The organism is Nonomuraea sp. NPDC005730 (genome assembly GCF_040630865.1).
Lineage (GTDB): Bacteria > Actinomycetota > Actinomycetes > Streptosporangiales > Streptosporangiaceae > Nonomuraea.
In genome coordinates, this window is sequence record NZ_JBEXYK010000042.1 from 16,303 (window position 1) to 36,167 (window position 19,865).

The following is a 19,865-nucleotide window of genomic DNA, read 5'->3' on the forward strand; positions in this document are numbered from 1 at the left end:
AAACACCTGGTAATCTTTTTGTGATGACCAGTGCCCTCCGACCTCGTGCCCGATCCCTGCCGTCCCCTGCCTCGCCGTCGCCGTCGCCGTCGCCGGGGCCCCTGTCGGGGCCTTCGTCGGGATCGCCGTCGGGGTGGCGTGCGCGGCTGCCCGTGCGTGCGGCGCTGCGTCTGGGGCCCGTTGGCGACATCTGGCACAAACCCGCCCTGAGCGCCGTCGTCGCCCTCGCCGTCCCGCTGCTCGCCCTCCTGTGGGCCGGACGGCTCGACCTGGTGCCCTACGCCGCCGCCGGCTCGATATGCGCCTTGTACGGTCACGGCCTGCCGTACGCGGCCCGTGCCAAGGCGCTGGCCTGGGTGGTGCTGGGCATGACGTCCGGCACGGCGGCCGCGCTGGTCGCCTCGGCCCTCACCGGCTCGGTCGCCGTCCGGGTGGCGGTGGCCGCCCTGCTGGCCGGGCTGCACAAGGCGGTCTGCGACGCGACCCGGATCGGGCCGCCGGGGAACGTCGTGCTCACGTTCGTCGCGGCCGGCGCGGTGTTCGTACCGCAGGAACTGGCCGACGTGCCCGCCCACGCCGGCCTCGGGCTGCTCGGCGGGCTCCTCGCCTGGACGGTCGGCATGGCCCCCGGCCTCCTGCGCCCCGACGGCCCCGAACGCATCGCCGTCGCCCGCGCCCTCGAATCCACCGCCCACCTCCTGCGTACGGCCCCCGAGCCCCGCGACCTCCCCGGGACTCGCGGTCTCCTGGAGGGACGCTGCCTCCCCGGCATCCGCGGCCTCTTCGAGGGGCGCGGCCTCTCCGGGAAGTGCGACCTCTCGGAGGCCCGCGGCTTCCCCGAGGGGCGCGAAGCCGCCGCGGTTCGGCAGGCGCGCCATGCCGCTGCGGCGGCGGTCAACGCCGCCTGGCAGACGCTCATGCGCTCCGGCGTCCCCGCTCGGCGCCGCGACGCGCTGTCCCGGCTGCTGGTCCGCGCCGAGTCGGCCGCCGCGGGGATGGCCGAGGAGACCGGGCCGGGCGCTACGAGCGTTGCGGGCGCTACGAGCGTTGCCGGCGCTTCGGGCGCTTCGGGCGTTCCGGGGGTGCAGGGGGTCTCTGAGGCTCCGTCCGCTTCGGGTGCCGCGCGGCGGGCCGCCGTCGGAGAGCTCGCCGGCTGGGCCCGCGACCTGCGCAAAGGCCGCCCGCTGCCGTCTCCGTACGAGGTCGCGCTCCCCGCGGACGAGCGGGCCGAACTCGCAGGCGTCGCGGACGACTGGGCGCAACCTGCTGATGTCCCGAATGGGCGGGCCGAATCCGCGATGACCGGAACGGACAGGCCGGGAAGCGCGGCAGCGGGCGGTGGGGTGCGGTGCGGGGGAAGGGGTGGCGTTGTGCGGGTGGTGGTCGAGGTGGCGAGACGGTGGCGGGTGGCCGGGATGGTGTTCGCCGGGGCCGCCGGGGCCGGGTGGGGGTCGATGGCGTTGGGGGTGGGCAGGCCGTACTGGGCGGTGGTGACGGCGGCGGCGGTGATCGCGGCCAACACCACCCTTTCCTGGAGCCGCGCCGTCCAGCGTGTCGTCGGCAACCTGCTCGGCGTCGGGCTGTTCACCCTGGTCGCCCCCGTGACCCGGCTGGGCGCGGTGGCGCTCGTCGTGGCCGTCCTGGCGCTGCAGTTCGCGACGGAGGCGGCCATCACGCGCAATTACTGGCTGGGGAGCGTCTTCGTCACGCCGATGGCCATCCTCATGGGGGAGTTCGCCGGGACGCGGCCGGTGGCCGAGCTCGTGGCCGATCGGTGGCTGGACACGTGTCTCGGCGCGGTGGCTGGGCTGCTGGCCTGCGTGCTGGTGCCGGACCGGAGGGCGGCCCGGCGCGTACGGGCCGGGCTCGTACGTCTGGAGCGGATCCTGGCCGGGACGCCGGAACCGGGGGAGCGTGACCGGCTGCGCGCGGCGCTGGTGGAGGTACGCGAAGCGGCCGACGTGGCCGCGGGCGAGTGGTGGACCGGGGCGCTGCCTCACGAGCGCATGGCCGCCGCCGAGCGCGCCGGCCACCGCAGACTCGCCACCCTGTACGCCTGACCACGCCTTGGGCGACCGCGCGACCGCCGCCCCCGCCCTGTACGCCTGATCGGTCCGCCCGGGGCCGAGGCGGTGCCGTCGGCGCGTACGATCGGAGCCACCGGAAGATCGGCACGATGAGAGGAACGAGCACGTGGAGGACGCCGTCGCGAAGGCGTTGCGGCAATGGCGGCAGGTCCTTCCCGACGCCGACCTCGACACGATCGCCGTCATCGGCAGGCTGAACCGCTGCGCCGCGCTCCTGCAGCAGGCCGCCGAGGCCCCGCTCGGGCGCGCCGGGGTGAGCCGCCCGGAGTACGACCTGCTGTGCGCCCTGCTCCGGGTCGGCGGCGAGCTGACGCCGGGCAGGCTGGCTCGCGAGACGTTCGCCTCGGGAGCCGCGGTGACCAAGCGGGTCAGGCGGCTGGAGGAGATCGGCCTGGTCGCCCGGCGGGTGGACGAGCGGGACCGGCGCGTCGCCCACCTCTCGCTGACCGGGCGCGGCAGGGAGCTGATCCTGCGCCTGCTGCCCGAGCAGCTCGACTACGAGACCGAGCTGCTGGAGGGGCTTCCCCGCGACCGCGAACGCCAGCTCGCCGACCTGCTGGCCGAACTGCTGCTCGTCCTGGAGGGCCGCCTCGGCGGCCTGCTCGGCTGAGCCCCACCGAACGCCCCCCGCCGTACGGCGGCTGGAGTGCCATCCGGGAGTGCGGCTCGGGCGTGAGGGTCGGGTGGCGGAGGGATGGAGGAGGTGGGGAGCGGGGTTAGGGTGGCCGCGTGCATATCGACGAATGGCTGCAAGCGATCCCCGCCGCCTGGTTGTGCGCGATGGTCGCGCTCGTGATCGGCCTGGAGAGCCTCGGCATCCCGCTGCCCGGCGAGATCGTGCTGGTCAGCGCCGCCATTCTGGCCGCCAAGGGCGTGGTCAGCCCGGTCGCCGTCGGCGTGTGCGCGAGCGCCGGGGCGATCGTGGGCGACTCCGCCGGCTACGCCATCGGGCGCAAGGGCGGCCGCCGTCTGTTCGAACGGCTGGGCCGCCGCTTCCCCCGCCACTTCGGCCCCCGCCACGTCGCCAAGGCGGAGGACTACTTCCACCGCTACGGCGTCTGGGCCGTGTTCGTCGGCCGCTTCATCGCGCTGCTGCGCATCCTGGCCGGGCCGCTGGCGGGGGCGCTGCGCATGCCGTACTGGCGGTTCGCCGTGGCGAACGTGCTGGGCGGCATCGTGTGGGCGGGCGGCACCACCGCGGTGATCTACTATCTCGGGATGGTGGCCGAGAAGTGGCTGAAGGGCTTCTCCTGGGTCGGGCTCGGGGTGGCCGTGCTGTTCGGCATCGGCACCACGCTCTACCTCAAGCGCCGCGCGGCCTCAGCGCTCGATGAGGGTGACCTCGAGGGAGTAGTGAGAGGCCCGATAGACGTGTGAGCCGTGCTCGACGGCCCGGCCCTGGTCGTCGTACGTCGTCCTGATCATGGTGAGCAGCGGCGCGCCGCGGCGCTCGTCGAGCAGCTTGGCCTCGACCTGGCCGGCGGCGCGGGCCCCGATGCGCTGGTTGGCCACCCGCATGCGCACGCCCGCGCCGCGCAGCAGCTCGTACAGGCCGCGGCCCTCCAGGTCGGCGGCGGAGAGCGGGGCCAGGCCCAGCGGCAGCCAGTTGTGCAGCACGGCCAGCGGCTCGCCGGCGGCGAAGCGCAGACGTTCGAGGTAGAGGATCTCGGTGCCGGGCTCGACGCCCAGGATGGCCGCCTTGTCCTCCTCGGCCGGGCGCGGCTCCAGCGCGAGCACCTGCGTGGCCGGTTCCTGGCCCGAGCGGCGCAGGTCGTCGTAGAGGCTGGTCAGCTCGACCGAGCGCTTGACCTGGCCGTGCACCACCTGCGTGCCGACGCCGCGCTTGCGAACCAGCAGGCCCTTGTCCACGAGGTATTGGATCGCCTGGCGGATCGTCGGCCTGGACAGGCCGAGCTTGTCGGCGAGCAGGATCTCGTTGTCCAGCCGGGAGCCGGGCGCCAGGTCGCCGCGCCGGATCGCCTCGGCGATCTGCTCGGCCACCTGGAAGTAGAGCGGCACAGGGCTGGATCGGTCCAGGTCGATGGCCAGGTTCGGGGTCATGCTGATCAGCCTAACCGAGGTCAGAATGTCAAGACAAATAGCGAGTGGCGAGCAGCGCGGGCAGCCCGGCGAGCGAGGTGAGGCGGGGGAATCCGGCCGGCGCCGCCTCGGCGCCCAGCCGGTCGATCCACACCGAGGGCATGCCGGCCGCCGCCGGGCCGCGTACGTCGTTGTCGAGGTCGTCGCCCACCAGCAGCACCTGCCCGGGCGGCAGCCCGAGGGCCCGCGCCGCCGCGGCGTAACAGGCGGCGGACGGCTTGAAGTGCCCGCCCAGGCACTCGCCGGTCAGCACCGGGCCCACGTCGAGGCCGAGCGCGCGGACCTTCGCCTCCTGCACGCCCTGCGAGCCGTTGGTCAGGACGCCCAGCGTGTAGCCGCGCAGCTCGGCGAGCGCCGGGGCCACGTCGGGGTAGGCGGCCCAGCCGCGCCGGTAGTGGTCGGCGTAGCTCGCGAAGGCCGCCTCCAGGTCGGCGGGCGCCTCGACGGACAGCTCCCCGCACAGGGCGCGCACCCGGCGGCGGCGCTGCTCCTGCCACGAGCACTCGCCGGCCTGCCAGGCGGCCAGGTGGGGGATCTCCAGCGCCGCCCACAGCGAGGCGACCTCGGGCAGGCGGGGATGGCCGGGGACCAGCTCCGACGCCCACGCGGTGATCGCGGCGTCGGCCGCACCACGATGGTCGAGCAGAGTGCCGTCGAGATCGAACAGGATGCCCTTGATGGTGCCGCTCACCCGGCGAGCATATCGGCGGCGACGCGGGCCGCCGTCTCGCGCGGCGGGTAGCCCAGGGTGAGGCCGCGCACCGAGCGCGGCGCGCCGGCGAAGCGGGCCTCGGCGTCCTCGCCCAGCACGTAGGCCAGGGCGGGGGACAGGCCGCGATGCGACTCCAGCGCCGCCACCTCGGCCGCGGCCCGCCCGGGGGGCAGGGCCTCGTGGTAGTCGGCGATCAGGGAGTCGAGGTCGAAGAGCCGCTCGTAGGGCTCGGTGGTGCCGGCCACGACCCTGACGGCCGCGCCGTCGGCGCGCGCTCGGTAGACCAGGCCGGTGCCGCCGCTCTTGGCGAACCAGCGCAGCGCCTCCTCGGCGGGCAGGGTGAAGGTGCCGTACGGCTTGCGCCCGTACAGCAGGGCCTCGGCGATCCAGCGGTCGCACCAGTGCTCGTCGCGGTACGGCGTCGGCGACCCCGGGTCGCAGCTGAGGCCCTGGGCCAGCACCGGGTTCCAGGCCGAGACCAGCGGGCTGCTGAAGCGCGGCATGCGGGGGCCCAGGCAGCGGCTCAGCGCGTAGCCGTACCAGACGGTGACGACCTCGGTGCGCCGCTTGGGACGCCTGCGCTCGTAGGCGCCGTTCATCACCTGGCCGTCGGGGTGGCGCCAGGGGCCGGGTTCGGTGGCCTGGTCTGTGGGGACCCGGGGGGTGCGGTAGTCGGGATTGAGCGTCCACGCGTCCGCCACAGTGTCGGCTCCTTCGGCGTCGGGGTCGCGGCAAGACCATCAGAGTGACTCATCGTGCAACACCCGTCACGGTGAATCAATGAACCGGGGGTGAACGATGATGTTTGTCATCAGTGGTGCTTGCGGTACTCGCCCGCCTGCCGGATGTGGTCGATCATGACGCGTTCCGCGGCGTCGGCGTCGCCCGCCTCCAGGGTGGCCAGCAGCCGCTCGTGCGCCTGGAGCTGCCGCCCGACCTGCGCCGGGTCGAGCCACAGCGACGCCTCGGCGGGCACCGGGACGCCGTTGCGCACCGACCTGGCGTGGGCGCCGAGGAAGGCCGGGCCGCCGATGTCGACGATGCGCAGATGGAAGCGGCTGCTCTGCTCGGCCAGCCGGTCGTGCCTGCCCTGCTCGGCGTCGGCGGCCATCTCGCGGTGCAGGTCGCGCAGCCCGGCGAGGTCGTCGGCGGTGATCCGGGCGGCGGCCAGCCGCGCCCCCAGGCCCTCGACGACCGCGCGCAATCCGTAGTACTCGGCCAGGGCGTCGTCGCCGAGGTCGATGACGGTCGCGCCGTGGTGGGCCTCGTAGCTGATCAGCCGGTCCGTCTCCAGCCGGCGCAGCGCCTCGCGCACGGGGGTGACCGAGACGCCGAGCCGCCGGGCGACGGCCCCGGCGCGCAGGGCGGTGCCGCCCGGGATGCGGCCGCCGCGGATCTCGTCCAGCAGCACGCTGTAGACGTAGTCGGCCTTGCTCATGGGCGGCGTGGGCTCGCTGGCTGTCATGTCCCCCAGTCTCTCGCACGGCCGGTCGCGGCTATTACTTATTTCTTATAACTTACAAATTATGACAAGTCTCGCCGACCTGCGGGTCATCGACGCGGCGACGCTGTTCGCCGGTCCCTCCGCCGCGATGATGCTCGGCGACTTCGGCGCCGACGTGATCAAGATCGAGCATCCGCGCCGCGGCGACCCCTCGCGCGGCCACGGCGCCTCGGTGGACGGCGTGGGCCTGTGGTGGAAGTCGTTGTCCCGCAACAAGCGCACCGCCGCCGTGGACCTCTCCCGCGCCGAGGGCCAGGAGATCCTGCGCCGCCTGGCCGAGCGCTCCGACGTGCTGATCGAGAACTTCCGTCCCGGCACCCTGGAACGCTGGAACCTGGCACCCGAGGACCTGCTCAAGGCCAACCCGCGGCTGATCGTGGCGCGGATGACCGGGTTCGGGCAGGTCGGGCCGATGGCCGGGCAGCCGGGGTTCGGGACGCTGGCCGAGGCCATGAGCGGGTTCGCGGCCATGACCGGCGAGCCGGACGGCCCCCCGACCCTGCCGCCGCTGGCCCTGGCCGACGGCATCGCGGGCCTGGCCATGTCGTACGCGATCATGGTGGCCCTGCACGCCCGCGCGGCGACCGGCCGCGGGCAGGTGATCGACCTGGCCATCATCGAGCCGATCCTGGGCCTGCTCGGGCCGCAGATGACCGCGTACAAGGCGCTCGGGGTGGTGCCGCGGCGCACCGGCAACCGGTCCAGCAGCAACGCCCCGCGCAACACTTACCGCACCCGCGACGGCCGCTGGGTGGCGATCTCCACCAGCGCCCAGCCCATCGCCGAGCGGGTCGTCACCCTCGTCGGGCGGCCGGACCTGGTCGAGCAGCCGTGGTTCGCCAGCGGTCACGGCCGCGTCCAGCACGTGGACGAGCTGGACGAGGCGGTCGCCACCTGGATCGCCGCCCGCGACGCCGACGAGGTGATCGCCCGCTTCGAGGAGGCCCAGGCCGCCGTCGCCCCCATCTACGACGTCACCGATCTGGCGACCGACCCGCAGTACGCCGCGCTCGGCACGTTCGTCGAGCTGCCGGACGCGGAGCTGGGCACGGTCACCCTGCAGAACGTGCTGTTCCGCCTGTCGGAGACGCCCGGCGAGATCCGCTGGCCCGGCCGCCCGCTCGGCCACGACACCGACGAGGTGCTCGGCGAGCTGGACTACCCGGCCGAGACCGTCGCGGCCCTGCGCGCGGCCGGGGTGATCGCGTGAACGCCCCCGTCACCTGGCTGTACGTGCCCGGCGACCGTCCGGAGCGCTTCGCCAAGGCGGCCGCCTCGGGCGCCGACGTCGTCATCATCGACCTGGAGGACGCGGTCGCGCCCGCCGCCAAGGACGCCGCCCGCGCCCACGCCGTCGCCTACCTGCGCGGGCCCAGGCAGGCGGGGCCGCGGATCCACGTGCGGGTGAACGACGTGACGACCGCGCGCGGCCTGGACGACCTGGCGGCCGTGGGCGAGCTGGCCGACGCCGTCCGGCTGCCCAAGGTCGAGTCGGCCGTCGCGCTGGACGCCCTGCCCGGCACGGCCCCCCTGTACGCGCTGCTGGAGTCGGCGGCCGGGCTCGTCGAGGCCCGCGCCGTGGCCGCGCACCCGCGGGTGGCCGGCGTGGCGCTGGGCGAGCAGGACCTGGCCGCCGAGCTGTCCCTCACCGACGAGACCGCCATGAACCAGCTCAGGCTGCAGGTCGTCCTGGCCGCCGCGGCCGCGGGCCTGCCACCGGTGCCCATGTCGGTCTACCCCGACATCAAGGACGCGGACGGGCTCCTCGCCTCCTGCCGGGCCGGCCGCGCGCTCGGCCTGTTCGGCAGGACCGCCATCCACCCCGCACAGCTCCCGGCCATCCGGCGGGCCTTCCGCCCCACCGAGGAGGAGGCGGCTCGGGCCGCCGAGATCGTCGAGGCGGCCGAGCGGGCGGGCACGGGCGCGGTCGCCCTGCCCGACGGCCGCTTCGTGGACGCCCCGGTCCTCGCCAGGGCCCGCCGCGTGCTGGACCTGGCCCGCCGGCTCGCCCCCGCGGACCCGCCGGGGCACGGCTAGCGGGACGGGTACCAGCGGACCTGCAGCTCCTCGTCCGCCGGGGCCGGGCCGGGCAGGTCGCGGTGGGCGGGCGGCACCCGCAGCGAGTCCATCATCAGCGTCAGGTAGCGGTGGCGGAGCTGGGCGGTGCGCTCCTCGTCGCCGAGCTTGATCGAGGCGATCTGCTCGAACAGCAGCGCGATGTCGGCCACCGTGACGTCGGCCCGCAGCACGCCCGCCTCGACCGCCCGGCGGTGCAGCCGGGCGGCCAGGTCGCCGGCGTGGACGGCGTCGTGGTAGAGCTCCTCCGTCGGCTGGAAGGTGCCGGCCAGCTTGATCGTCAGGGAGTTGGTGTCGGCGTCCACGATGCCGCGCAGGTAGGAGGCGAAGGCCTCCCACGGGTCGCCCGCGTCGTCCATCGCCCGCTGGGCCACGGCGGCGTAGAGCTTCAGCCCGTCGCCGCACAACTTCTGCAGCAACGCCTCCTTGCTGGGGTAGCGGCGGTAGAGCGCGCTGATCCCGACGCCCGCCTTCTCGGCCACGGCCGCGATGGGGGCGCCCGGATCGGCGGTGAAGACCGCCCTGGCCGCCTGGAGGATCAACTCGTCGTTGCGGGCGGCCTGAGCCTTGCGGCCGCTCATGGGTGCGCTGGTCATGCCCTCAGCATACGGGAACGAAAGATTCCGTTCTACTTCCGGGGAAGATCGAAGTGCTGGTCCGCATGTCTATACAAAGAGATCACGGTGCGGTAGAACCAGGCTAGCCCGTTCGTCTTGGAGGTATTCGATGAGACGTACCCCGATCGTGCTGGCGCTGGCCGGCGTACTGGCCCTGACCGGCTGTTCCTCCTCCGCCGAGCCGGGCGCGCAGAGCGCCGCGCCCGGCTCGGCCGCCGCCCCGGCGGCCGGTGGCAGCTTCGCCGTCATCACCCACGGCGGCGCCGGGGACGCCTTCTGGGACGTGGTCAAGAACGGCGCCGAGGCCGCCGGCAAGCAGTACGGCGTCAAGGTCACCTACCAGGGCGACGGCGACCCCGCCAAGCAGTCGCAGCTGATCGACCAGGCCGTCTCGGAGAAGGTGGACGGCCTCGTCGTCTCCATGGCCAACCCCGACGCGCTCAAGGAGGCCATCGGCAAGGCCGTCGCGGCCAGGATCCCGGTCGTGACCATCAACTCCGGGGCCGACTCCTCCAAGGCGTTCGGCGCCCTGACCCACGTCGGCCAGTCCGAGGACGTGGCCGGGCGCGGCGCGGGCGAGCAGCTCAAGGCCGCGGGCGTCACCAAGCTGCTGTGCGTCGTGCACGAGGCCGGCAACGTCGGCCTCGACCAGCGCTGCAAGGGCGCCGAGCAGACCCTCGGCGGCACGGTCGAGCGCCTGCAGGTGGACGTCGCCAACCTGGCCGACGTCACCTCCAAGGTCACCGCCAAGCTGCAGTCGGACAAGCAGGTCAACGGCGTGCTCGCGCTCAACCCGGCGGTCGCCGTGGCGGCCAGGGACGCGATCAAGGACTCGGGCTCGCAGGCCAGGCTCGCCACCTTCGACCTGTCGGGCGACGTGGTCGCCGCGATCAAGGACGGCGAGATCCTGTTCGCCGTCGACCAGCAGCAGTACCTGCAGGGCTACCTGCCGATCACGTTCCTGAAGCTCTACAAGGACAACCTCAACACCGTCGGCGGCGGGCTGCCGGTCAACACCGGGCCCGGGTTCGTCACCAAGGACAACGCCGAGCAGGTGGCCAAGCTGGCCGAGGCGGGCACCCGATGAGCGGCCGCCGGGGCGAGGGCGGGGACGGGGAGGGCCGCCGATGACGGCCGCTCCCGCGCGGGCCGACGAGCGGGTCGCCCGGGTCGGCCTGGCCCGCCGCCTGATCGTCCGGCCCGAGCTCGGCGCAGTGGTGGGGCTGGTCGTGGTGTTCGCGTTCTTCGCCGCGCAGTCGGAGGTCTTCCGCTCGCCGGCCGGGATCGCCAACTGGCTCGACCCGGCCGCCACGCTCGGGATCATGGCGGTCGCGGTGGCGCTGCTCATGATCGGCGGCGAGTTCGACCTGTCGGCGGGCGTGCTGACCGGCACCAGCGGGCTGATCCTGGTCACGCTGGCCACCCGTTTCGGCTTCGGCGTGTGGCCGGCGATGCTGGCCGGGCTGGTCGTGGCGCTCGCCGTCGGGTTCGCCAACGGCCTGGTGGTGACCCGGACGAAGCTGCCCAGCTTCATCGTCACGCTGGGCACGTTCCTCATGCTGCAGGGCGTCAACCTCGGCGTCACCAAGGCCATCACCGGGACCGTGCAGGTCGGCGGGCTGCGCCGGGCGGCCGGGTTCGACGGCGCCGGCGCGCTCCTCGCCGGCACGATCCAGATCGGCGGCACGTCGTTCCGGGTGGCGATCCTGTGGTGGATCGCGATCACCGCGCTGGCCACGTGGGTGCTCATGCGCTCCAGGCCGGGCAACTGGATCTTCGCGGTGGGCGGCGACGAGCAGGCCGCGCGGGCGGTCGGGGTGCCGGCGGCCCGGACGAAGATCGCGCTGTTCATGACCACGTCGGTGGCCGCCTGGCTGGTCGGCTCGATCCTGGCGCTGCGCTACACCTCCGTCCAGGCCAACATCGGCATCGGGCAGGAGTTCATCTACATCATCGCGGCCGTCATCGGCGGCTGCCTGCTGACCGGCGGGTACGGCTCCGCCGTCGGCGCCTCCATCGGCGCGGTGATCTTCGGCATGGCCGACAAGGGCATCGTGTTCCTGGGCTGGGACGCCGACTGGTTCAAGTTCTTCCTCGGGGCCATGCTGCTGCTCGCCACGCTGGCCAACCGGATGGTCCGGCGCTACGCCGAGGAGGTGCGGCATTGATCCTGGAAACCCGCGACATCGGCAAGACGTTCGGCTCGGTGCTGGCGCTGCGCGGGGTGTCCATGGGCGTCGAGGCGGGCTCGGTCACCTGCGTGCTCGGCGACAACGGCGCCGGCAAGTCCACGCTCATCAAGATCCTGGCCGGGGTGCACCAGCACGACACGGGGACGTACCTGGTGGACGGCGCCGAGGTGCGCTTCGCCGGCCCGCGCGAGGCGCTCGACCGCGGCATCGCCACCGTCTACCAGGACCTGGCGATGATCCCGCTCATGTCGGTCTGGCGGAACTTCTTCCTCGGCTCCGAGCCCCGCAGGGGCCTGGCCTTCGACGTGGCCGGGGCCCGCCGGGTGGCGGCGGAGGAGCTGCGCGCGATGGGCATCGACATCAGGGACGTCGACCAGCCCGTCGGCACGCTGTCGGGCGGCGAGCGGCAGTCGGTCGCCATCGCCAGGGCCGTGCACTTCGGCGCGCGCGTCCTCATCCTGGACGAGCCCACCTCGGCGCTGGGGGTCAAGCAGGCGGGCGTGGTGCTGCGCTACATCGCCCGCGCTCGCGACCGGGGGCTCGGCGTGGTGTTCATCACCCACAACCCGCACCACGCCTACCCGGTCGGCGACCGGTTCCTGCTGCTCAACCGCGGGACCGGCATGGGCGAGTACGCCAAGGCCGACATCGGCAAGGACGAGCTGACCGCGCTGATGGCCGGCGGCGCGGAGCTGGCGGAGCTGGACCACGAGCTCCGGCGCGAATGACAGGCGCTTGATCGGAATTTGACGGAACCGGGCGATCGGATCGAGGTGCGCCAAGGCAGGAACCTGGTGGACGACGACTGACGACCCGGGGCGGCCACCGTGACGACGATGATCAGCAAGTGGATCGTGCTGGAGAAGGCGGCGCAGGAGTTCGCCGACGCCAACGCCAAGCGGCCCTTCATCTACGAGCTGCCGCCCGAGCAGGGCCGCGAGGTGCTGGAGAAGCTGCAGTCCGACCCGGGCGTGCCCAAGCCGGAGATCGACGAGGAGTGGATCCAGGTCCAGGGCGGCCCGACGGGCATCGTGCCGGTGCGCATCGTCAAGCCCAAGGGGGCCACGGGCACGCTGCCGGTCGTCTTCTACATCCACGGCGCGGGCTGGGTGTTCGGCTCGGCGCACACGCACGACCGGCTCGTACGCGAGCTCGCCGTGCGGACCGGCGCCGCCGTCGTCTTCCCCGAGTACGACCGCGCGCCCGAGGCGAAGTACCCCACGCAGATCGAGCAGAACTACGCCGCCGCCCAGTGGGTGGCCGAGCATGGCGCGGAGAAGGGCCTGGACCCCTCCCGCATGGCCGTGGCCGGCGACTCGGTGGGCGGCAACATGTCGATCGTGCTGACGCTGATGGCCAAGGAGCGCGGTGACGTGCGGCTGCTCGGCCAGGTGTTGTTCTACCCCGTCACGGACGCGAACTTCGACACCGAGTCCTACAAGCAGTTCGCCACGGGCTACTACCTCAACCGGGACGGCATGAAGTGGTTCTGGGACCAGTACACGACAGATCCGGCGCAGCGCGCGGAGAGCCACGCCTCGCCGCTGCGCGCGAGCGACCAGGAGCTGCGCGGCCTGCCGCCGGCCCTGGTGCTGAACGGCCAGGCCGACGTCCTGCGGGACGAGGGCGAGGCGTACGCGGCCCGGTTGCGGGAGGCGGGCAACGACGTCACGGCGGTCGAGCTGGCGGGGATGGTGCACGACTTCGCCATGGTGGACCTGCTGCGCGACACCAATGCCAACAAGGCCGCCATGAGCCTGGCGGTCGCCAAGCTGCGCGAGTGGCTGAACCCCTGATCTACAACGTAAAGACGCCTGCGTTCCACGCTGCCCATACGGTGAGAAAGAACCATATTTCTCCACCAAGACAAAGGAGTACGGAAGCGTGGCACGCGACGCTGTCTGGGCCGTTATTACCGGCATGTACGACGCCTACGCGCGAGACGACAGGCAGGGCATCGACCGGCTCCTCCACCCGGAGGCCACGATCTGGGACTCCGCCGAGCCCGGCCTGATCACCAACAGGCGGCAGCTCGACAGGGTGCGCGACGCGCGCCCGTCGGACGGCCCGGCGGAGACCTCCGTCCGGGCCTTCGACGAGATCGTGGACGTGTGGGGCGACACCGCCCTGGCCCGGTACCTGCTGCAGGTGGACTTCGAACACGGAGACCCCGAGCTGGTCCGGACGACGAGCGTGCTGCGCCTGGTGGACGGCGAGTGGAAGATCGTCCACGTGCACGAGAACACGCTCAGCTCGTGCACCAGGACACACACGGACGACGTGCGCGAGGACACGCCCTGACGGCGTGAACGGGCGCGGGCGCGCCGCGTGACGGCCCGGCAGTGACCCGGGCAGTGACCCCGGCAGTGCGCCGCGCACAGCCGGGCCGGCCCCGGCCGGGCGTCGCGCACACCGAGGCGGAAGGGGGACGGCCCTATGGTGCGGCAATACTTCGCGCCCCCCTCCGAGGAGCTTGCATGACCGCCACCGACGCACCGACGCTCCCCATCGGGGCGGCGTTCGACCGGATGCCGTTCTCCCGCCGGCACGTGCTCATCGCGCTCGCCCTGTTCATCGCCTTCGTCATCGAGTCCTGGGAGCAGCTCGCCCTGGTCTACGTCTCCGGCGACCTCGGGCCGGCGTTCGGCATCGACGAGGCCGGGATCGGCGTCGTGCTGTCGGCGGTGGCGTTCGGCATGATCCCCGGCGTGCTGGTCTGGGGGCCGCTCGCCGACCGCGTCGGGCGCCGGCCGACCGCGTTCTGGTCGCTGCTGGCCTACGGCGTGATCGCGCTCGCCTCGGCGTTCGCGCCGAACATGGCGACCCTGGTCGCGCTGCGCGTCTGCTCCGGGCTCGCGCTGGCCGGGGTCTACACGATCACCTTCCCGCTCTTCCTGGAACTGCTGCCGACCAGGCACCGGGGCCGGGCGGCGGTCTACCTGTCGATCGGCTGGCCCATCGGCATGCTGGCGGCCATCGCCGCCTCGGTGACGCTCGGCGGGCTCGGCTGGCACGTCGTGGTCATCGCCAGCGCGGCGGCCGGGCTGTGGGCGTTCGCGATCAGGGCGTGGGTGCCCGAGTCGCCGTACTGGCTGGCCGCCCGCGGGCGGCAGGAGGAGGCGCGGGCCGTGCTGCGCGTCCTGGGCAGCCCCGACGCCGAGGCCACGTTCACCGTGGCTGGAACGGTGGCCGGGACGGTGGCGAGCGGGCGCGCGGGCAATCCCCTGGATCTGTTCCGCGGCCGGCTGGCCCGGATCACCGTGCTCATGCTGCTGCTCAACTTCGTCTTCAACTGGGGCTACTGGGGGCTGCAGACCTGGCTGCCGACGCTGCTGCAGGCCAAGGGCCTGTCGCTGTCGGCCTCGCTCGGCTTCGCCGCGCTCAGCGCGCTGATGATGATCCCCGGGTACGTGAGCGCGTCCCTGCTGACCGGCCGGTTCGGCCGCAAGAAGGTCTTCCTGTTCTACGTCGTCGCCGCCGTGCTGGGCGGCCTGTGGTTCGCCACCGCGAGCAGCCTGACCGGCCTGTACCTGGGCAACTTCGTCCTGTCGTTCTTCAGTCTGGGCGCGTGGGGCGTCTGGAACACCTGGAACGGCGAGTTCTACCCGACCGCCCTGCGCGGCACCGGCTACTCCTGGGCCACGGCCTCCCAGCTCGTCGCCACCACGGTCGCGCCGTCGGCCGTGGGCGCGCTGCTGGCCCACGCCACCGGGTTCACCGCGACGATGCTGGTGATCAACGCGTTCATGGTGGCCACGGCGCTGCTGGCCATGCCGCTGCCCGAGACCGAAGGGCGCGAGCTGGAGTGATCCTCGGCGTCGCGCTGGACGGGCCGTCGCCGGCGGTGGTGGCCGTCGGCGACGGCGCGCCGCCGTCGCAGGCCGTACGCGCCTGCGTGGCGGTCGACCTCGACGGGATGCCGCGCGCGCCGGTGGCCGCGATCCGCGTCGGCGGACCGTGCCCGCCGGTGCTGCGGCCGGTGGCCGACCCGGGGGTGGCCACGATCGTGCGCGGCGGGCACAGCCTGACCGGCCGCCCGCTGGCTCCGCTGGACACCGGCGCGGTACGCGAGTTCGCCGCCGGCTGCGGCCTGGTCGACTTCGCGGTGACGGCGACCGGGTCGCCGATGCTGGCCGACCACGAGCTGGCGGTGGCCGCGATCATCGCCGCCGAGGTGCCCGCGGCCAGGATCACGCTGTCGTACGAGTTCGGCCGCCCCGGCCTGCGGGAACGCGAGGCGCACGCGATCCGGAACGCGGCGCTCGGCCCCGAGGCGGGCCGGATCGCCGACCGGGTGGCGCGGGAGCTGCCCGGGGTGCCGGTGTTCTTCGCCCGTACCGGCAGCGGCCTGGTGTCGGCGCACTACTTCCGCAGGTACCCGCGGGCCTGCGACCGCGGCGGCACGACCAGCCTGCGCCGCGGCCGGGCCGCCTTGGCCACGGCGGACGTCCCGGCGCCGTTCGAGGTGATCGAGTCCGGCGGCGCGGGCGACGACCTGCTGGCCGCGGCCTACGGTGCGGCGCTCGCCCGTCCCGAGGCCCAGGTGGAGCGCATCGTGCAGGCCCGCGGCCGGGCCGAGCTGGACCGGGCGCTGCAGGACGCCAGGGACGAGGCCCTGACCCGCGTGGTCAGCGCCGGCGCCGCCCCCGGCTTCGCCCGGATCGCCGAGACCACCGTCAACCCGCTGTCCTACCTGCCCGACGGCTTCTACCGGGTGCGCGTCACGGCCGAAGGCGCGACGCCGTGACCCGGCTCGTCGGCCCCGATGAGCTGCGCCGCTTCTCGGCGGGGTCGCGGCTGTTCGCCACGGGCGCGGGCGAGTCCTCCTACGGCCTCACCCTCGCCTGGGCGGAGTCGGCGCTCGGCGACGGCGTCGAGCTGGCCGCGGCGCACAAGCTGGACCCGGGGACGTTGTGCATGGTGGTCAGCCTGGTCGGGTCCACGACCGCGCTGGGCGAGCAGCTGCCCGCGGGCGACGAGCCCGTACGGGCGGTGCGGGCGCTGGAGCGGCGGCTGGGGGAGCGGGCCGGGGCCGTGGCGGCGCTCAACCTGGCGGCCGAGAACGCGCTGATCCCGCTGGTCGCCGCGGCGGCCCTGGGCGTGCCGCTGGTCGACGGCGACGGGACGGGCCGGGTGTTCCCGCTGGTGGAGCAGACGACGTACACGCTGGGCGGGCTCAGCGCGACCCCGCTGGCGCTGGCCGGGGCGTCGGGGGAGCTGGTGCTGCTGGAGACCGCGGGCGGCCGGGTGGAGGAGCTGCTGCGTCCCGTCGTGCTGGCGGTGGGCGGGTGGGCGGTGGCCGCCTGCTACCCGATGGCGGCGCGGGACCTGGCCAGGGTGCTGGTGCCGGGCACGGTCAGCCTGCTGCTGGCGGCCGGGGTGCCCGGCGCGCCGCGCTCGGCGGCCGCCCCGTACGGGGTGCGCACGCTGTGCGCGGGCCGCATCCTGGCCGTCGAGGGCAGCACGGGGCACGGCGCCGACGTGGCCATGCCCTCGCTGCCCTCCAGCATCGTGGTGCAGGAGACGGGCGGCCTGCGCAGGCTCGTCCGGCTGGAGGCGCACAACGAGATCGTGCTCGCCCTGGCCGACGGGGCGCCGGTGGCGATGGCGCCGGACCAGATCTGCATGATCTCGTCCGCCGACGGCCTGGTCGTGGACGTCGACAAGGCGGCGCCCGGCATGGAGGTGGAGGTCATGGTGGTCAAGGCCGCGCCGGTCTGGCACACGGACCCGGGGCTCGCGCTGGGCGGGCTGCGGGCCTTCGGGATCCCGTTCGAGCAGCGGGCGGAGTCGCCGTGAGCGGCCTGCGCGAGCCCGGCTGGGAGGCGCCGGTCACGGTGGCGGAGCTGGTCAACACCGGCCCGCTGGCCGGGGCCCGGATGTACGGCAGCGGCGACAACCCCGTGCACCAGGTCCGCATCGTGGACGACCTGTCGGTGTTCGGCGCGGTGACGCCGCACACGGCGGTCGTGCTGATCGGGGCGGCGGCCGGCGGCGGCTGGGCGGTCGAGATGGCCATGCGCCGGGCCTGGGAGCAGGCGGCGGCCTGCGTGATCGCGCCGTCGGGCGGCCTGAGCGCCGGGTCGGGCGAGGTGCTGGCCGAACGGCTCGGCGTGACCCTGATCTTCGTGGACGAGGACCCGCTGATCGTCGCCGTCCGGGTCGCCTCGGCGGCGTCCAGGCCGGAGGCGGCCCGCACCCAGCTCGTCGCCCGCTGCGCGACCCGGCTGGCCGACGCGGGCCCTTCGGCGCGGCGGGTGCTCGGGGTGCTCAACGCCGAGCTGCCCGGCACGTCGGTGGCCTTCCTCGACCGGTACGGCCTGCACGTCGCCGGCCGCCAGAGCGCCACCCGCGCGCCGGGCGAGCACGAGCCGGCCCGGCCGCCGGGTTCCCGGTGGGCGGCCGAGGTCGAGGTGCCCGGCCAGGAGGGTCCCGCGCTCGGGACGCTGGTGGCCGCCGGCACGTCGCGTTCGCCCGGCTGGCCCGCGGTGGTGCGGACCGTCCTGGGATTGGCGGTGGCCCCGCTGGCGGCGTGGGCGGCCCAGGAGCGCCTGCGCGCCTCGCGCGACTTCGCGCTGCAGTCGGCGCTGGCCCGGCGGCTGCTCGCGGCGGGCCGGCCGGCCCACGAACCGGCCGGCGACGGCGGCATCTGGCTGGAAGGGGCCCCGGCCGAGGCCGTGGCGCTGGGATGGGGGGTGCGCGGCACGCTGACCGCCTACCACGTCCGCCCGGTGGGGGCGCTGGCCGACGACGGGCCGCTGGTGCAGGCGCTGGTCACCGCGGCGCTGGGCCAGGTGCCGGTGCTGCGGCGCGGCGAGGGCTGGGCCGGGTGGTCGCCGGAGCCGCCCGGCGAACTGGCCGAGCACCTGCGGCGCTGCGTGCACGGCATGCCCTGGCCGTGCGCGGCCGGGGTGGGCGCGGCGGTGGAGGGGCTGGAGGCGGTGGGGGAGTCGCTGCTCGGCGCCGAGGCGGCGGCGTTCGTGGCCGGCGCGGGCACGGTGGCCCGCGCCGACCGGATGGGACCGGCGGAGCTGCTCGGCGCGCTCCCGGCGGGGGTGCTGCGCGCGCCGGCGACCGTCGTGCTCCAGCCGCTGTTGGCCGTCGACAAGGACGGCACGCTGCTGGTGACGCTGGCCGCCGTCCTGGACGAGGGCGGCGCGCTCAAGGCCGCCGAACGCCTGGGCGTGCACCGCAACACGGTCACCACCCGCCTGGACCGCATCAAGGCCGCCGGCTTCGACCTGGACGACGCCGCCACCCGCCTGGCGCTCCAGCTCGCCTGCCACGTGCTGCTGCGCTGAGCCGGGGGCGGCGCCGCCGGGTCAGTAACCCCTGGTGAGGCGGACGCCCGCGCCGACCTTGCGCCGCTTCCCGACGCCGTCGAGCAGGTTGCCCGAGGAGGCGATCGACATCGACTCGCCCTCGCCCTTGGCCAGCAGGATGCCGGTCTCGCGCTTGGTGCCGTGGCCGACGACGGTGTTGCCGGTGATCGCGGCGTGGCCCGCGCCGTAGTTGACCTCGTTCAGCGCCAGGTAGACGAAGTCCACGCCGTCGGGGAGCGGGCCGGTCGCGGCGATCTTGCGCTCGGGCGGCGCCGCACCGCTCTGGCGGGCCTTGCGCAGCTCGGCCAGCGCGTTCGGGGGCGGCAGGAACTTGTGCACGCGGTTGCCGGTGATCGTGGTGGCGGCATCGCCCTGGAGGTCGCAGCGGATGCCGTAGTACGTCTGGCCCGACGTGCCCTCGGAGCCGAAGTCCTCGATGTAGTTGTCCTGGATCGAGGTGCCGAAGCAGCGGTGGGCGTCGATGGCGTTCTTCGGCGTCCCGTACAGGTGCAGGCCGCTCATCGTCCAGCCGGCCGCGTTGTCGCTCTGGATGGCGTTGGTGCCGCTGAAGCCGATCCAGGAGCGCTGCAGCGTCCAGTCGGTGACGGAGTTGCCGGGGTCGACGACGCGGATCCCGGCCTCGGCGGCGCCCTCGATGTAGACGTCGCTGATGACGCTGTTGACCATGGTGTTGCGCAGCGTCGTGCCGTTCCTGGACGGGTTGCTGATGCGGATGCCGTCGGACGGCGTGCCGTAGATGTCCACGTCGTAGACCCGGGTGTTCCACGACCGCAGCAGCAGGCCGACCGTGCCGGTGTTGTGGTCGCGGTTGCCGTCGATGGTCAGCCGCTCGACGCGCACGCTCTCGCCGCTGAACTCGGTGTCCTCCAGCCAGCCCTTGGAGGCCAGCACCGCGGGCAGGTTGGCGCCGTCGGCCTGCTTGAGCACCGTGCCGGCCTTGGCGTCGCCCCGGTAGGTGCGCCGGTCGGCCAGGCTGATCGTGGCGTTGATCAGGCACGGCCCCTTGATGACGATCTCGTCGCCGTCCTTGGAGGAGTCGATGGCGGCCTGGATCGCGGCGGCGTCGCCGGGGGCGTCGGAGCAGGCGGCCTCCACCCTGGCGGCCGAGGCGGGCGTGGCCGGCGTCAGCACGGCGACACCGGCCAGGCCCGCGGCGAGCGCGGCCGAGCCCGCGAGAAGGCGCGTTCGTAACGCAGTCATGTGAGTCCCCTCGTGAAGATGGTCATGACGGGGA

Annotated in this window: 20 protein-coding genes; 14 read left to right on the forward strand and 6 right to left on the reverse strand. The window is 74.0% G+C overall.

Features of this window, described 5'->3' with window-relative positions:
• Nucleotides 1-152 precede the first annotated feature (152 nt).
• The 3 genes from ABZ444_RS34520 to ABZ444_RS34530 all read left to right on the forward strand — a co-directional run bounded on the left by ABZ444_RS34520 (nt 153) and on the right by ABZ444_RS34530 (nt 3,464).
• Nucleotides 153-2,060, forward strand: coding sequence for an FUSC family protein (locus ABZ444_RS34520; protein WP_358006267.1), 1,908 nt, complete (start codon nt 153-155; stop codon nt 2,058-2,060).
• 133 nt (nt 2,061-2,193) lie between these two features.
• A complete protein-coding gene (locus ABZ444_RS34525) occupies nt 2,194-2,697 on the forward strand; it encodes a MarR family transcriptional regulator (RefSeq protein WP_358006270.1) in 504 nt (167 codons plus the stop codon).
• 119 nt (nt 2,698-2,816) lie between these two features.
• Nucleotides 2,817-3,464 carry a DedA family protein gene (locus ABZ444_RS34530; RefSeq protein ID WP_358006274.1) on the forward strand — a complete coding sequence of 216 codons (648 nt, stop codon included), beginning with the start codon at nt 2,817-2,819 and terminating at the stop codon, nt 3,462-3,464.
• Here ABZ444_RS34530 and ABZ444_RS34535 read toward each other — a convergent pair.
• The 4 genes from ABZ444_RS34535 to ABZ444_RS34550 form a co-directional block, all read right to left on the reverse strand.
• A complete protein-coding gene (locus ABZ444_RS34535) occupies nt 3,408-4,148 on the reverse strand; it encodes a GntR family transcriptional regulator (protein WP_358006277.1) in 741 nt (246 codons plus the stop codon). The genes ABZ444_RS34530 and ABZ444_RS34535 overlap by 57 nt on opposite strands.
• Before the next feature lie 28 nt (nt 4,149-4,176).
• Nucleotides 4,177-4,878 (reverse strand): HAD family hydrolase, encoded by a 702-nt coding sequence (locus ABZ444_RS34540; protein ID WP_358006280.1) that lies wholly within the window; start codon nt 4,876-4,878, stop codon nt 4,177-4,179.
• Nucleotides 4,875-5,600: a hypothetical protein gene (locus ABZ444_RS34545; RefSeq protein ID WP_358006283.1), complete on the reverse strand. Its 726-nt coding sequence runs from the start codon at nt 5,598-5,600 to the stop codon at nt 4,875-4,877. The genes ABZ444_RS34540 and ABZ444_RS34545 overlap by 4 nt, the downstream gene beginning before the upstream one ends.
• 110 nt (nt 5,601-5,710) lie before the next feature.
• Nucleotides 5,711-6,364 carry a GntR family transcriptional regulator gene (locus tag ABZ444_RS34550; protein WP_358006286.1) on the reverse strand — a complete coding sequence of 218 codons (654 nt, stop codon included), beginning with the start codon at nt 6,362-6,364 and terminating at the stop codon, nt 5,711-5,713.
• Nucleotides 6,365-6,425: 61 nt separating this feature from the next.
• Between ABZ444_RS34550 and ABZ444_RS34555 the strand changes: the two genes are divergently transcribed.
• Both ABZ444_RS34555 and ABZ444_RS34560 read left to right on the forward strand, forming a co-directional pair.
• A complete protein-coding gene (locus ABZ444_RS34555) occupies nt 6,426-7,613 on the forward strand; it encodes a CoA transferase (protein WP_358006290.1) in 1,188 nt (395 codons plus the stop codon).
• On the forward strand, nt 7,610-8,440 hold the full coding sequence (locus ABZ444_RS34560) for an aldolase/citrate lyase family protein (protein ID WP_358006297.1): 831 nt from the start codon (nt 7,610-7,612) through the stop codon (nt 8,438-8,440). The genes ABZ444_RS34555 and ABZ444_RS34560 overlap by 4 nt, the downstream gene beginning before the upstream one ends.
• Here ABZ444_RS34560 and ABZ444_RS34565 read toward each other — a convergent pair.
• Nucleotides 8,437-9,075, reverse strand: a complete 639-nt coding sequence (locus tag ABZ444_RS34565; protein ID WP_358006300.1) for a TetR/AcrR family transcriptional regulator — start codon at nt 9,073-9,075, stop codon at nt 8,437-8,439. The genes ABZ444_RS34560 and ABZ444_RS34565 overlap by 4 nt on opposite strands.
• Nucleotides 9,076-9,205: 130 nt before the next feature.
• On the opposite strand from ABZ444_RS34565, the gene ABZ444_RS34570 reads away from it, so the two are divergent.
• The 9 genes from ABZ444_RS34570 (at nt 9,206) to ABZ444_RS34610 (ending at nt 18,589) form a co-directional block, all read left to right on the forward strand.
• Complete coding sequence (locus tag ABZ444_RS34570) at nt 9,206-10,183, forward strand: sugar ABC transporter substrate-binding protein (protein WP_358006303.1); 978 nt, start codon at nt 9,206-9,208, stop codon at nt 10,181-10,183.
• Nucleotides 10,184-10,223: 40 nt separating this feature from the next.
• Nucleotides 10,224-11,264 (forward strand): ABC transporter permease, encoded by a 1,041-nt coding sequence (locus ABZ444_RS34575; protein WP_358006306.1) that lies wholly within the window; start codon nt 10,224-10,226, stop codon nt 11,262-11,264.
• Nucleotides 11,261-12,016, forward strand: coding sequence for an ATP-binding cassette domain-containing protein (locus tag ABZ444_RS34580; RefSeq protein WP_358006309.1), 756 nt, complete (start codon nt 11,261-11,263; stop codon nt 12,014-12,016). Before ABZ444_RS34575 ends, ABZ444_RS34580 begins: the two co-directional genes overlap by 4 nt.
• Before the next feature lie 108 nt (nt 12,017-12,124).
• Nucleotides 12,125-13,084 (forward strand): alpha/beta hydrolase, encoded by a 960-nt coding sequence (locus tag ABZ444_RS34585; RefSeq protein WP_358006312.1) that lies wholly within the window; start codon nt 12,125-12,127, stop codon nt 13,082-13,084.
• 88 nt (nt 13,085-13,172) lie between these two features.
• Complete coding sequence (locus ABZ444_RS34590) at nt 13,173-13,589, forward strand: nuclear transport factor 2 family protein (RefSeq protein WP_357977436.1); 417 nt, start codon at nt 13,173-13,175, stop codon at nt 13,587-13,589.
• 176 nt (nt 13,590-13,765) lie between these two features.
• On the forward strand, nt 13,766-15,097 hold the full coding sequence (locus tag ABZ444_RS34595) for an MFS transporter (RefSeq protein WP_358006315.1): 1,332 nt from the start codon (nt 13,766-13,768) through the stop codon (nt 15,095-15,097).
• Nucleotides 15,094-16,035, forward strand: a complete 942-nt coding sequence (locus ABZ444_RS34600) for a hypothetical protein (RefSeq protein ID WP_358006318.1) — start codon at nt 15,094-15,096, stop codon at nt 16,033-16,035. Before ABZ444_RS34595 ends, ABZ444_RS34600 begins: the two co-directional genes overlap by 4 nt.
• Entirely contained in the window at nt 16,032-17,087 is a 1,056-nt protein-coding gene (locus ABZ444_RS34605; RefSeq protein WP_358006321.1) for a DUF917 domain-containing protein, read from the forward strand. The genes ABZ444_RS34600 and ABZ444_RS34605 overlap by 4 nt, the downstream gene beginning before the upstream one ends.
• Nucleotides 17,084-18,589 carry a helix-turn-helix domain-containing protein gene (locus tag ABZ444_RS34610; RefSeq protein ID WP_358006324.1) on the forward strand — a complete coding sequence of 502 codons (1,506 nt, stop codon included), beginning with the start codon at nt 17,084-17,086 and terminating at the stop codon, nt 18,587-18,589. The genes ABZ444_RS34605 and ABZ444_RS34610 overlap by 4 nt, the downstream gene beginning before the upstream one ends.
• 21 nt (nt 18,590-18,610) lie before the next feature.
• Here the strand turns inward: ABZ444_RS34610 and ABZ444_RS34615 are convergent, their stop codons facing one another.
• Nucleotides 18,611-19,831 (reverse strand): right-handed parallel beta-helix repeat-containing protein, encoded by a 1,221-nt coding sequence (locus ABZ444_RS34615; protein ID WP_358006327.1) that lies wholly within the window; start codon nt 19,829-19,831, stop codon nt 18,611-18,613.
• Nucleotides 19,832-19,865: the final 34 nt, after the last annotated feature.